The sequence below is a fragment of the Nocardia sp. NPDC059236 genome, assembly GCF_042754085.1.
Taxonomy (GTDB): Bacteria; Actinomycetota; Actinomycetes; order Mycobacteriales; family Mycobacteriaceae; genus Nocardia.
The window spans coordinates 1-12902 of sequence record NZ_JBHZAF010000019.1 but is presented as its reverse complement, the minus strand read 5'-3'; the positions used below and the strand labels follow the sequence as shown (position 1 = coordinate 12902).

General features: G+C 64.6%; 12 protein-coding genes. 4 read left to right on the top strand and 8 right to left on the bottom strand.

The annotated features are described in order from the left end of the window. The first annotated feature begins 68 nt into the window (after window positions 1-68). Complete coding sequence (locus ACFXIV_RS36490; protein WP_379400994.1) at window positions 69-494, top strand: MarR family winged helix-turn-helix transcriptional regulator; 426 nt, start codon at window positions 69-71, stop codon at window positions 492-494. An 868-nt stretch (window positions 495-1362) separates the two neighbouring features. Here ACFXIV_RS36490 and ACFXIV_RS36485 read toward each other — a convergent pair. Both ACFXIV_RS36485 and ACFXIV_RS36480 read right to left on the bottom strand, forming a co-directional pair. Beyond that, entirely contained in the window at window positions 1363-2139 is a 777-nt protein-coding gene (locus ACFXIV_RS36485; protein WP_379400993.1) for an alpha/beta fold hydrolase, read from the bottom strand. Window positions 2140-2660: 521 nt separating this feature from the next. Then, window positions 2661-2936, bottom strand: a complete 276-nt coding sequence (locus ACFXIV_RS36480; RefSeq protein WP_379400992.1) for a hypothetical protein — start codon at window positions 2934-2936, stop codon at window positions 2661-2663. Between the two features lie 242 nt (window positions 2937-3178). Between ACFXIV_RS36480 and ACFXIV_RS36475 the strand changes: the two genes are divergently transcribed. Then, window positions 3179-3361, top strand: a complete 183-nt coding sequence (locus ACFXIV_RS36475) for a hypothetical protein (RefSeq protein ID WP_379421388.1) — start codon at window positions 3179-3181, stop codon at window positions 3359-3361. Window positions 3362-3626: 265 nt separating this feature from the next. Here the strand turns inward: ACFXIV_RS36475 and ACFXIV_RS36470 are convergent, their stop codons facing one another. Then, entirely contained in the window at window positions 3627-4559 is a 933-nt protein-coding gene (locus ACFXIV_RS36470) for an NADP-dependent oxidoreductase (protein ID WP_379400991.1), read from the bottom strand. 82 nt (window positions 4560-4641) lie between these two features. On the opposite strand from ACFXIV_RS36470, the gene ACFXIV_RS36465 reads away from it, so the two are divergent. Together ACFXIV_RS36465 and ACFXIV_RS36460 are read left to right on the top strand one after the other, a co-directional pair. Continuing rightward, a complete protein-coding gene (locus ACFXIV_RS36465) occupies window positions 4642-5238 on the top strand; it encodes a TetR/AcrR family transcriptional regulator (RefSeq protein WP_379400990.1) in 597 nt (198 codons plus the stop codon). 532 nt (window positions 5239-5770) lie between these two features. Then, window positions 5771-6259: a DUF420 domain-containing protein gene (locus tag ACFXIV_RS36460; protein ID WP_379400989.1), complete on the top strand. Its 489-nt coding sequence runs from the start codon at window positions 5771-5773 to the stop codon at window positions 6257-6259. 468 nt (window positions 6260-6727) lie between these two features. Here ACFXIV_RS36460 and ACFXIV_RS36455 read toward each other — a convergent pair whose 3' ends face one another. From ACFXIV_RS36455 to ACFXIV_RS36435, 5 genes are all read right to left on the bottom strand, one after another. After that, window positions 6728-7828, bottom strand: a complete 1101-nt coding sequence (locus ACFXIV_RS36455) for an IS630 family transposase (RefSeq protein ID WP_379400988.1) — start codon at window positions 7826-7828, stop codon at window positions 6728-6730. Between the two features lie 664 nt (window positions 7829-8492). Continuing rightward, entirely contained in the window at window positions 8493-8837 is a 345-nt protein-coding gene (locus ACFXIV_RS36450) for a VOC family protein (protein WP_379400987.1), read from the bottom strand. 223 nt (window positions 8838-9060) lie between these two features. Beyond that, window positions 9061-10065, bottom strand: coding sequence for a DUF6301 family protein (locus tag ACFXIV_RS36445; RefSeq protein ID WP_379400986.1), 1005 nt, complete (start codon window positions 10063-10065; stop codon window positions 9061-9063). A 559-nt stretch (window positions 10066-10624) separates the two neighbouring features. Continuing rightward, window positions 10625-11848 carry an FAD-dependent monooxygenase gene (locus ACFXIV_RS36440; protein WP_379400985.1) on the bottom strand — a complete coding sequence of 408 codons (1224 nt, stop codon included), beginning with the start codon at window positions 11846-11848 and terminating at the stop codon, window positions 10625-10627. A gap of 276 nt (window positions 11849-12124) precedes the next feature. Then, a partial coding sequence (locus ACFXIV_RS36435) for a DapH/DapD/GlmU-related protein (protein WP_379400984.1) occupies window positions 12125-12902 on the bottom strand: 778 nt, incomplete at its 5' end.

Genomic DNA, 12902 nt, shown 5'->3' with positions numbered 1-12902 from the left:
GGCTATCGGTTATGAACCATAACCATAATACATCATAATTATGATGGGGTATCGCTATAGTGGAGGGCATGTCGAGCGAGCAGGAGCAGCGGAAACTGACGGCCGAGGTGGTGGGGCTGTTCGCGGCGATCAATCGCCGCTACGCCACCGAGGCGGAGGCAGCGGCCGGCGCCCATGGGTTGACGCCCATGCAGGCCAAAGCGCTGCTGGCAGCGCAGGAACCGGTCGTGACCCGGCGGATCGCCGAACATCTGCACGCCGAGCCGTCGAATGTCACCGCCCTCGTCGACAAATTGCAGACCCGCGGCCTGATCGAGCGCCGGGAGAATCCGAACGACCGTCGAGTACGCCTGGTCGCGGCGACCGATCAGGGCAAACGCGTCGCCGAGGACCTACAAGCCCGCATGCCCTTCGCCAGCCAACCGCTGGCCCGGCTGACCACCGAGCAACAACACCAACTCCGCACCCTGCTCACCATCCTGCTCACAGACTGACCGACAACCGATCAATGGCCCTCGAAATACGCGACATTCGGCGTGAGCGCGCACCGCTGACGATCGTGAGGCACTCTGCCCGTTGACTTTCCGCAGGTCCGTGTCGGCCGCTTCGAACCGCGCGGGTCGCGGCATTTCCGGATGGTTGGTGTAGATCGGTTCCCGGTCTAGGTTCGGCTCATGGACACCGTGGTCGAATCTGCACCGTACGTGACGGATTGCATCAAGTGTGGATCGCCGGCCGAGGCTACTGTCGTCGAAGCCCTGACGGGTGGCAAACATCAGTGGGATCTGCACGGGACATGCCGAAGGTGCGAAACCGAATGGTATGAGTGCGGTTTCGAACCGCCGCCGGCGAGTGTTCGAGCGGCGATCCTGGCGGCCAACGGTCCGAGCGTTCTCGAACTCCGCGCCGGGAGCGCCACGCCGGCATCGGTAATGCGTGTCCTTCGCCAAGTCCGACCGCAGTCGCTGTCGCAAGCGCGGTCCATGGCCGCCGAACCCCTGCGCGGGCTTCGAGGGACCCTCGTGGAAATAGAACTCTTGGCGCGCCCCCTCCGCGCCTCCGGTGCCGTAGTCGGCATTCGGTCGAGCAGCACCGACGCCCTTTGAACCTTCACGTGTCGACGGATCGCCAGACTCCGAACTGCGGCGAATCAGTAGGCAACTCCCTGCGAACGACCGTGGCGAACGCTGCGCTCCTGCTCGAAGCGACGATGACAGCGGCCGATCACGCCCTCGGCATCTACCTCGATCCGGTCATCGCTACTCCGCACGAGCGTTCGCGAACACAGTGAACTCCGCATGATGATGGCAATAATCCGCGGCAGTCGAGACGACCTTCCCAGCCCGGAACCCCGGTGAGCGGCTAGCGGAAAAATTCGCTCAAGGCGGCCGCGACCGGTGCGAAATCGTCGGGATTGTGGGTCAGCCCGGCCAGCAACGTAAACCGTGAATCCGGCAGGGCCGCATCGAGTTTCTCCATGCTTTCCAGCCCATACCGATCGCTGGCGGAGCCCGCCAGCAGCAGGGCCGGTGTGGTCACGGCGGACCAGCGGTTCAGGTCCGGATCCATCGCGGCGAGGCATTCGAGGTCGGCGATCATCCCGGGCGCGCGGGCGGCCATGGCGGCTCCCATCGCACGCAGGACGCTATCCGGAGCCGGCGGATCGATGATGGCCTTGAAAAATTCGAAGACCGCGTCGGCGGGGTGGTCGGCGACGAGCTCGCGGGCTCGGTCCAGTGTCGGTCGCAGCGGGCCACCCGCGAACGCCAGGGGTGCCTCGTACAGTGCGAACCGCCGGATGTTCGGAATGCCTGCGGCGAGTGCCTCCAGGGTGACCAGGCCGCCGGCGGAGTGTCCGAAAACGAAGCTCGGGCCGTCCTGGCGTTCGAGCACGGCAGTGAGGTCCTCCACCTGCCGGGCGAAAATGCTTGGCCGCGTGCCGTTTCCGCTCGGCGCATAGTCCCGTCGACCGACCAGTACCACTCGGTAGTCGGTGGCGAGCAGCTCGGCCAGCGGCTGGTACATCTCCGTGGTGACCAGCGCGCCGTGCAGGATCACCAGCGGCGGCCCGTCGCCGAGCGTATGGAAGACGATGCGGGTGCCGTCGGCCGAGACGACGCTGTCGGTTGTTGTCCACATGGACCTATCGTGCACGCCACATCTCTCACCGCGCTTGCGAAGACCTTGCGCCGCTGCGGCAGTCGATGTGGGAGCTACCGGCCGGGCGGGGATTGCCGAGCAGAGCTTGATTCCGGATGACGGCGAGACCGCCCGAGGCTGCCATGGACATGAGCGCTGGTTGAGATGTCAGGTGGCCGAGGCCATGTGGGTGCGCTCGGCCTCATCGCGGGTGTGCAAGTGCCGCAGGTCTTTTCGATGAGCACTGCGTGTGGATAGACGTTGATCGACACCGGTCCCCGACCTCTCGTGATCCTGCGCGTTCCAAGATCCTCGGCACACCTCGGCTAGGGGCTGAGCCAAGTCAGCTGCTACCCGACAACGCCCTGCATTCGGCATGGGCGAGGACTGCTGACTGCCGTGAGGCGCTCGGCCCGTTGCTCTTCGGCAGTCTCCCGCTGGCCGCTTCGGGACCGCGCGGGAAGCCAGAAGCGGACATTCAAGGCACGTGTGTCATCGGTCCTGCCCACCACAGCGCGGGTTCATGCCGGCTTCGGGCGCTGGTGACCACATTCAAGTCTGGCGCCCGACTGGTCGTAGACATCGGGAAAAGCGCACGTGCCTAGCCAAACTGTGACACCCTCGTCGTGCCACGACACGTCAAAGTGCGCGTCGCCGATCACAGACTCCGAATAGTCGCTGTCGTCGTAGGCGATCGTGAACACATCCCCGGGACACATCCAGTAGTCCTCGGGGATCGGCTCCATCCAAACCTGAAGCAACTTGTCGGACGTGTTGCTTAACCTGATCTTTGGCACCCGTGGAGAGTAGGGCAGGCACGAACCTTCTCCACACAAGCGGAACCGACGTCAACCGCGATCTAGGTAGGCGACTGATTCCCGTGCACTGATGGACACGCGCCATTTGGCAGCGAGCATTGCCGACGGCCGGGAGTCGCTCGAGCTTTGATCTTCCGAGCCGGTTAGGATCCCTCGGCAACGAAATCTGAAGGTGTGGAGGGGGATTCAGATCGATTCCGGTGAGGTGGTTTCTGACGGCCGTGGGTTTGGTAGTGATGGGAGGAGCGGTCGGCGCCGTAACCCATAGCGGTGCGGTTGGCGCGGTGGCGATCGCGGTGGTCTTCGTGGTGTTGATCGGCAAACGATTCCGTGATGAGCACCGCAAGGCGATGGCCCGCGACGCCGCTCGCCATGGCGAGCACCGCACTCCACCGCTGACATAAGAGAGCGCAGGTCCTGGCCGTACATTCGTGCGAGAGCTGGTAGCGGCGGGCCAGCCCGGAACGCATCCGGCAGTAGCCTGCGTCCCACCGACGTCAAAGACCCAGGGGTCGTTGATCTTCCGAGATGCCGCCCTGGCCGGTTAGGTCAGCGCGGGTCGCGGCATTACCGGATGTGGGCCAGATTGCGTGATCGTCTCCGTCTGCGCTCAGTGTGGTTGTCGCGGAATGGTTTCACGTTGGATGGAGGTGGCCGCGAGCCTCGTGGTCATGCCAGCCGGAGGATCAGTTTGCCGCCGGCCCGGCCGGACAGGCTCAGTTCCGCGGCTGTGCGCCAGTCCTCCAATGGGAAGGTGTGGGCGACCGGCACCGTGAACTTGCCGTCAGCGGCCAACCTGGCGTAGTTGCCCAGCACCTGGCCGGGGTCGTGGATAGCGTTCTCGCTGAACTGGGTTCGCGCGCCGAGTTCGTGGGCTGCGGCGAAGTCGCTGACGGTCAGCACGTCTGCTGGTTTGCAGACGGTTCGGACGACCTCGGGCAGGCAGTTGCTCACCGGCGCGGTATCCAGGGCGAGGTCGACGTGGCCACCGGTCAGCTCCAGGACCCGGTTGGCCATGCCCTCGCCGTAGACGGTGACCTGGGCGCCCAATGCGCGCAACGCATCGGCATAGGTCTTGCCTGCGGAGGCGATGACCCGGGCGCCCCGCTGCAACGCCATCTGCACCGCGGCATATCCGACGGTGGTTCCCGCGCCGTTGACGAATACGGTGATGCCGTTGGCCGATTCGGGGACGCCGAGACCGGCCAGGCCGTGGTGAGCAGTCTCGACCGCCATCGGCAGCGCGGCGGCGGCAACCGGCCCGAGGCCCGGTGGACGTGGGAACCATCGGTCCAGAACCGCGTTGTCGGACGCGCCGGCTGTCGCCCCCCGGAACGGTGCCGGGCCGAGAACCGGGTCGCCGACCTCGACGCCGGTCACGCCGGAGCCGATCGCATCGACGATGCCGGACACCTCGAGTCCGATACCGCGGGGGAGGGTGCCTGCGAACAGGCCGGTGCACAGCGCCCAGTCGGCGGGGTTCAACCCGCAGGCCTGGACAGCGATCCGGATCTGGCCCGGACCCGGCGTGGGAATCTCGACCTCGTCGAGCCGCACGACGTCGAGGGGTGAACCGTGTTCGTGGAAGCGAAGGGTGCGCATGAAGTCTCCTGACTAGTGACAGCAGATGCTGTCGTCACTAACGGTAGCTGACGACAGCATCTGCTGTCACTATGCTGGGGGCATGGCACGATGGGAAGGCAATACGCGCGCTCGCCTGGAGCGAGCGGCACTGGACCTGTTCGCCGAACAGGGTTACGACCGTACGACGGTCGCGCAGATCGCCAAGCGCGCGGGCCTCACCGAACGGTCCTTCTACCGCTGGTTCCCTGACAAGCGCGAGGTGCTGTTCGGCGGTGAGGAACTCGAGCAGTGCTTCGTCGCCGCCATCGAGGCGGCTCCCGAGGGCTCGGATCCGTTGACCATGCTGATGGCCGCGTTCGGCAAGGCGCCCGAGGTGATCCGCCCCCGCGAATTCCTGCGGGAGCGATCTGCGGTCATCGCCGCCAATGCGCCTCTGCTGGAACGCGAACTGATCAAACTCGCCACCCTCTCGCAAGCCCTGACGTCCGCCCTGGAGGACCGCGGTGTCGAGCCCCGGACCGCACGGCTGGCCACCGACGCGGGCATGGCCATCCTCCGCCAGACCGGCCGACGCTGGATGTCCGACGAAAATGCCGACCACACCCAACTTCTGGCCGACAGCGCCGCGGATCTACTCGCTGTTCTCACCGCAAACACGCCGAACGACTCGACGAGCAGAGGAGGTCGCCACAGTTGATCGCTGTTCGCGACCGAACGGCTGCTGCGCTCGATCAGGGTCGTGTACAGCTTGATTCGGGCGTTTCCGCGACCCGCGCATAACCGGAACTCGGCATGAGCGCGCACTTGAGTTCGCTAGAGCCAGCCAGGCGATGCGGCCGGAGGGGCGGTCTCGAGGCGGTGCCGGCGGCGGTTGGATCGCCGAGTCGCGTACAGAGGTTATTCGGCTTCAGAACGTGAGTTGAGCTCTGAACAGGGCCTTTGACGTACAGGCCCTCATCGCTGGCAATCGGTGAGCCGGCCCATCAACTGGTCCGGGGCCAACGAGTCCATCGACTGTCCGGACCGGTCACCGCAATTCAGATAGCGCAGGGCCGCCTCGGTGACACCGCCGAACCCCAGGGGGTGAGCGCGACCACGCTCGAACGGGTGCCCCAGGCCCCTGTTCCCGATTCATGGGTGGCTCGAGGCGCTGCTAGAGTCTCGATCCGCGGATCTTCCCGACACATCGTCGGGAAAAAGCTCTCCGCAGAGAGATGAAGGCACCGACAATGAATGACTTCCCCGGAGTCGACGGCTTCCTCGGCACGAGGGCGTCGTGGGCGATGGACACCATGGTGCTAGTGATGGCGGTCGTGGTCGCAGTCTTGGCGTGGAGCGTCTATCAGGCCAAGGTGAATCGAAAGTTCGGTCTGCACAAGGGAATTCAGATCCTGCTCGCGGTCGGCCTGCTCGCCGCGGTGGTTCTGTTCGAAATGGATGTGCGCTTCAACGGGTGGCAGGACCGTGCCGCCGGCGTCGTCGGCGGCACGGCATCCACCGCGGTCTGGACCGCGCTCGTCATCCACCTGACTTTCGCCGTGTTCTCGGTGGTGCTCTGGCCCGTGGTGATCATCCGGGCGGCGCGCAACTTCGATTCACCCCCGCGTCCGGGTGCGCACAGCACCTGGCACCGCCGGTGGGCGCCGATCGCGGCGATCGGCATGACCCTCACGGCGGTGACCAGCTGGGTGTTCTACGGGTTGGCGTTCGTCGCCTGAACCGGCGAGCGTGGCACTTGAGTCCTCAGTGGAGGCTCGGAGAAAGCGCTGTCCCCCACTCGGTATGACGTGGTTGCGCCCACACATCGGGCGGTACGACGGCCGGGATCGCCCATGCAAGTCGAGGATTTCGAGTACTGATCGTTGGAGAGCTCCACGTGGCCTGGTTGAACATGATATTGGCCAGCACGGCTCCAGCGACCGCGCCGCCAACGTGGGCCACAGTCCAGACTCCGGTCAGGGTGGTCTGCCGCGTCGTCCGGCGAGTCAATCAGTCAGGAAACAGCGGGGTGAAGTGCGCGCCGGAGACCGGCCCGAACAGCAGGATCAGGGAGGCCAGGCCGAAGACTCTGGCGATGGAGTCTTCGAGCAGCTGCAGCTGATCTGGCCAACGCCCTCAACTCAACATTTCCGGATGATCTGCAGCGCAACAGGTTCCGGCCGACGGCAGCCGCTGGACGGATCCAACTAGTGTTCCGCGCCTGAAATTCGTTGCAGATATCGTGCGAGGGAGTCGAGGATCTCCTCGGCTGTCTTGCGCCAGACGAACGGGCGAGGGTTGGTGTTCCACTGGTCGACCCAGTTGCGGACGTCTTTCTCCAGTGCCGCAACGCTTTTGTGGACGCCGCGGCGCAGGAGTTGTTGGGTGAGGAAGGCGAACCAGCGTTCGACCTGGTTGAGCCACGACGATCCGGTCGGGGTGAAGTGCACGTGGAACCGTGGGTGGGCGGCGAGCCATTGCTGGACCTGCGGGGTCTTGTGGGTGGCGTAGTTGTCGCACACCACGTGTACGTCCAGTTCGGCGGGCACGGCCTTGTCGATGCTGGTCAGGAATTTCTTGAACTCGGTCGCGCGGTGGCGGCGGTGCAGTTCGCCGATCACGGTGCCGTCGGCGATGTTGAACGCGGCGAACAGGCTGGTGGTGCCGTGGCGGGCGTAGTCGTGGGTGCGGCGCTCGGGCATGCCCGGCATCATCGGCAGGACCGGCTGCGACCGGTCCAGAGCTTGAATCTGTGACTTCTCGTCCACACACAGCACGACCGCCCGTTCGGGCGGATTGTGGTACAGGCCAACAACATCCACGACCTTCTCGATGAACAACGGGTCGGTGGAGATCTTGAACCCGTCAGTGAGATGTGGTTTCAGCTCGAACCGCCGCCAGATCCGCCCCACCGTCGATTTCGACAGCCCCGTCCGCTCGGCCATCGACGACCGCGACCAGTGCGTGGCATCAGAGGGGACCTGTTCCAGGGTCATCTCCACCACCTGCTGAACCTGATCCAGCAGGATCGACGGCGGCCGACCGGGTCTCGGTTCATCGGCCAGGCCTGCCAACCCGTACTCGATGAAACGGCCCCGCCACTTACGCACCGTCATCGCCGACACGCCCACCTCGGCCGCCACATGGGTATTGAACGCACCCGGCTCGGCGCAGGCCAGCACGATCCGGCACCGCAGCGCATACGCCTGCGTCGACGTCGCCGCCCGCGCGCCCCGCGCCAACTCCCGACGCTGAGCCTCGGTCACCACCAAATCCGGACCCGACCTTGGCCTACCAGTCCTCACCACTGCCGAATCCTATAATTAGCCAACGGATTTCAGGCGCGGAACACTAGTGGCTCGGCTAGGAACGTTGGAGTGGGAATTCGGGCTCGATACTCCGCGCGTCCGGCTCGGAGCTTGGTGTCTTCGAGGTCTATTGAAGGGCGAGTGTTCGTGCAGGTGTCGTGAATTGGTGGAAGCTGTCGACGAAGTCTTTCAGGGCGTGGCGATCTTCGTCACCGGGCGGGCGGTGGCCACGTTCGGCGGTAACCACGACGAGGTCACCGGCTCGTAGCTGTAGGACGTCCCAGCACACCGGCAACATGAGAGCGTGGACCGTACGTCCATGGCAGCTGATTGTGAGATAGGAGCTGTATCGGCTCGCTACGGCTGCCAGGTCCTCGGCGATGTCCTAGGTGAGCGCGCCGGCCGCTCGGAATTCCTCAAAATGCATGTCATTTCCCCCGCGCCTTCCTGTTCGCATCACTTCTGCCCAGACTATGCATCGTTAGGCACTCAACGCACCAAGCTCGGCAGTTGCGGCCGTTCCGCCGGCGTCGGATCGGCACGGCCAGTTGATCTTCCGATGCCCGGCGCTGGCCGGTTCGGTCAGCGCGCCACGCGGCATAGGACGTTCGCAATGGCTTACCGCGGTCATCGATACTGCCGAAATCACTGACAGGTTGCAGCCCTATCGTGCCTGCGTCTCAGCGCTGCCGACGTACTCAAAGACGGCACCGTCGGGATGGCGGAGAATCGCGCGGAGCCCGTTCGGAGTGGGCTGTGGGGGAGCGATTTCGCTGGCACCGGCACTCCGTGCTGCCGCAACGACCTGATGGAGGTTCTCCACAACCAAGGTCGCCGCGACACCCTCGAAGCGCGTTGCGATCTCCTCGGGACCACTGAACAGCAGAAACGGTCCGACTGCGGCCAGCTGCAACCCACTGAACTCGAATGAGTTGGCCGCCTCGCCTGTCAGCTGTTCGTAGAACGGAATCGCAGCGTCGAGGTCATCCACTTTGTGACGCAGGGTCACCGAAGTAACTGGCACACAGGACATCGTCGCATCAAACGCACCGGACCGCCGTTCAGCCGCCCCGAGGTGATCGCGTAGTCAGCGAATGGATGTACTCAACTCGGCAGTATCGGACGTTCTGCGCCGCAGCGGGTTCCGACCGCCGGCGCCCCGCGCTGGCCGGTTCGGTCAGCGCGGAATGCGACAGAATAGGACGTCCAGAAGCTGGACCCGAATGCCAGACCTAGTACTCGTGGTCGAATGCCGCGATGATCTTAGGTATCGAACCCGACTCCGCTATCCGTGTCTTCACGCAGAGTTCGAGAACGCTGGGGTGAGTCACCCCGAGTCCGTCGCGGAGAGCGGTAATCGCAGCATCGGCGAGGGCCTCGTACGCCCCATAGCGGGCAGGCCACTCGATCGTTCGGCCCCAGCCGATACCGCCGTTCATCGGAGTCCGAGCCCAGCCTGATCGAGCCCAGCGTTCTCGGTCAGCAGCTGAGACCTTGCCCTTCGCACGATCATTGACGGTAGGCGCGACGTCACAGGTCAACTCGTCTGATCCCATCGTGAACCACGCACCTGTGCCTGTTGGCGCAATGAGGGTGAGTTCCCCCATGATCGGCAGCCGTGACAACGACAGCGCCAGTGCCATCGCCAGTGCCGGCCAGGTGTGAGGGAACGTGTCGTCGCCGTCCGCAGCGGATGCTCGTGCCTCTTCGTACTCGTCCGGATCTCCAACCTCATCGTCGACGAGCCCGTCCAACCAATCCTGATAGGCCAGATTGACGATCTTCAAACGAATCGAGGCACCCTCGGTATCAACGGACAAGAACAACACCGCTCGCGGCAGTATCCACGCGATCCTCGGATTCGAGGCTGTGACGCGGCCCAACGGAGTTCCCAGCTCGAGTGCGAGCTGATCCGCAAGTTCGACAAAGGCGTCAACCAGCCAGATGTGGCCGTCGCGCGACGTGTCTTCCACCATGTCGGTGACAAGGGCCAGTAGATACTCGACTTCCCCCTCGTCGATAACGTAGTCGCGAAAGAAGTCGGGGGCGTACTCCGCGTACCCACACGGTACTGACACCATCAGTCCGGTACGGAGTTTCCCACCAAGGTCCTGATCTGACTCAGATTGCCAGCCTGCCTCTCGGTAGAAGCGCTTGAGGTTCTCCACCGTCCAGGTCCACTCGAAATCTGCTGCGAGACGGGCGATGCGGACGGCTCCGGCGATATCGACTTGCACGCACGGATGCTAGCCCTATGCCATGGGAATCGTGCGGGTGCATCAACTCTGTCGTGCGGTGCCGGTGTGACAGTCTCGTTCGCAAACCATCTACAGGCTCTCATCGGGAGAACAGTACGTTCGGCGATCCGAGATGGCCTTGATCCGTGGACCTTTCGAGGCAGTGTTCCTGGCAGCCGAGCGAAGTCAAGGTCCTCAACTCGGCATTACCGGATGTTCTGCAGCGCAACAGGTTCCGGCAGCCGGCAGCCGCTGGACGGATCCAACTAGCCGCAGCATGACACAGACCAATCCAGAAGTGCGATTCTGGCGTCCACGTGACATAAGGCGGCGTCTTTCACCAAGCTAAGGCATACCTCATGACATTCCGGATGGCCTGTACCACAACTCATCTCACATCAGCATGAGCGAGCACTGCCGCCGGCTCTACGACGCTCTGCCCGTCGATCTTCCGATGCCCCGGGCTGGCCGGTTCGGCCAGCGCGGTATGCGGCATGTGCGGACGCAGCGCGACGGTGTCCTCCTAAAGCGTTGTCCCGTTCGACACGCTATCTGACACCTACGGCTTGGCCGACGAGGCGGTCGGCGGTTCGGCCAGGACTCCGGAGTCCGGCAGCCCCGCGTAGTCGGGCAGTTCGACCCCATTGATCGCGCGCTCGACCAGCGCGGCGAACCACTCTCCGGTGAAATCGGGGCCCGGCTCGGCATCGGACCCGGGGATGTCGCGGCTGCGGGCGTTCAATTGGGCGATCTCCTGATTGGCCTCGACGAACGAGCGCATCCGCGCCTCGTAGCGGGCGAAACCGATCTGTGGATTCCACTCGGCAGCAGCCAGCTCGCCGGCCAGCACGTAGGCGCCGACCAGGGCCAGCCCAGTGCCCTGGCCCGACATCGGGGAGGAGCTGAACGCCGCGTCGCCGAGCAGTCCCACCCGCCCACGCGACCAGCGATCCATCACGACCTGGGCGACCTGGTTGAGATAGAAGTCCGGGGTGTCGTCCAGATGCGCGAGGATGCGCGGGGTCAACCAGCCCAGGCCGTCCATCCGATCACGCAGCAGCCGCTTCTGGGCCTCGATATCGCGGTAATCGACATCGACGTCGGCCGCGGGGAAGGAGAACATGGCCATCGCCCGGGTGGCGTCCTGTATCGGCCGCAGCCCGGCCGAGTGCCCAGACTCCTGGTATTCGATCAGCCATTTGTCGAGCCCGAACTTGTTGGGCACGCTGAAGAAGGCCAGCACGTGCCCGAGGTGGCGGACGAACTGCTCGTGCGGCCCGAAAACCATTGTGCGCAGCGCCGAATGCAGCCCGTCGGCTCCGATCACCAGCTCGAAACGCCGCCGGCTACCGCTCTCGAAGACCACCTCGACCCCGTCCGTGTCCTGGGAGAGCTCGGCGATCCGGTCGCCGAAGATATATTCGACATCGTCACGGGTGTCGTCGTAGAGCACTTGCGACAAGTCACCGCGCAGGATCTCGATCTCCGCGATGAATCCGTCGCCGCCGTCGTCGTCCACGCGGAAGGTCTCCAGCACGTTCCCATCCGCGTCCACGGTGTGTGCGCCGATGGTCTGGGTGCAGGCCGTGCGTACCGCCGGGTCCAGCCCCATCCGCAGGATGACTTCCTTGGTCACTCCACGCGCGTCCACAGCCTGGCCACCGGGACGCAGTTCGGCGGCCCGCTCCACCACGGTCACCACGGCTCCCCGCCGGTGCAACCAGTGGGCCAGTGCGGGCCCTGCAATGCTCGCTCCCGCCACCAACACTCTGGTACCGCTCACTGTGCCTCCCATTTGCCCCGCCGAATCACTGTCCGGATCGATTGCTTCTGTTCCGACCCACCGCTGTCGGTGTATCCAGAGGTATCGACGACGGATCCGCCAGGAATTCATCGGTGCACCCGAGATCGTGTCTGCGTTCCTGCGAACACCCTGAACTCGGCAGTAGCGGACGTTCTGCACCGCAACAGGTTCCGACCGCCGGCGCCTCGCGCTGGCCGGTTCGGTCAGCGCGGTATGCGGCGTTCAGCAGCAAAGTGGAACCGCTGCTGCCTCGCGCTACCAATCTCGGCGCACCGCGGCCTTGGGGCCAGCCACCAAGCTCCTCGCTGGCACGTCATCGGCCACGACTGCACCTGCGGCGACCACCGCGTCACGCCCGATGCTGACCCCGGGCAGGATCATCGCCCCGGCACCGATCCATACGTTCTCCGCCACATCGATCGGTGCACCAGTGAGGAATCGGCGCCGTTCCTCCGGGTCTACCGGGTGGCCCATGGTGATGAACGTGGCCTTCGGGCCGATCATCACGCCCCTGCCCAACCGGATACCGGCGTAGTCCAGGAAAGTACACCCCTGATTGATGAACACGCGCTCGGCCAAGTCCAGGTGCAGTCCATGGTCGGTGTAGAAGGGCGGGTAAATCGTGACTCCTGCGGGGAGAGGGCGGCCCAGGATCTGTTCGAGCAGGGCTGCCTTTCCGGTCTCGTCGTCGAAGGGCAGGATGTTGAGACGGGAGGTCAACTCCGTGACCTGCACAACCCGCTCGTGCATCGCTTTGAACTCGGCACCGAGAACCCGTTCGCCCTGGGCAAGGAGCTCGGCATCGTGGATCAGCATGAAGTTGTCGCTCGCCATCCCGCCATACTTGCGCATCTGACCGACGAATGGATACTCGGTCATCGGCAGTAGCGGACGTTCTGCACCGCAACAGGTTCCGGCCGCCGGCGGCCGTGAGACGCTCTGCCCGTTGATCTTCCGATGCCCGGCGCTGGCCGGTTCGGTCAGCGCGGTATGCGGCAGAATAGTGCGTTCGGAGCGATCTACCAGAAGGTCA

Coding starts and splice junctions, on each gene's coding strand:
- ACFXIV_RS36490 (WP_379400994.1), top strand. CDS start 69: ATGTCGAGCGAGCAGGAGCAGCGGAAACTGACGGCCGAGGTGGTGGGG.
- ACFXIV_RS36485 (WP_379400993.1), bottom strand. CDS start 2,139: ATGTGGACAACAACCGACAGCGTCGTCTCGGCCGACGGCACCCGCATC.
- ACFXIV_RS36470 (WP_379400991.1), bottom strand. CDS start 4,559: ATGCGCACCCTTCGCTTCCACGAACACGGTTCACCCCTCGACGTCGTG.
- ACFXIV_RS36465 (WP_379400990.1), top strand. CDS start 4,642: ATGGCACGATGGGAAGGCAATACGCGCGCTCGCCTGGAGCGAGCGGCA.
- ACFXIV_RS36460 (WP_379400989.1), top strand. CDS start 5,771: ATGAATGACTTCCCCGGAGTCGACGGCTTCCTCGGCACGAGGGCGTCG.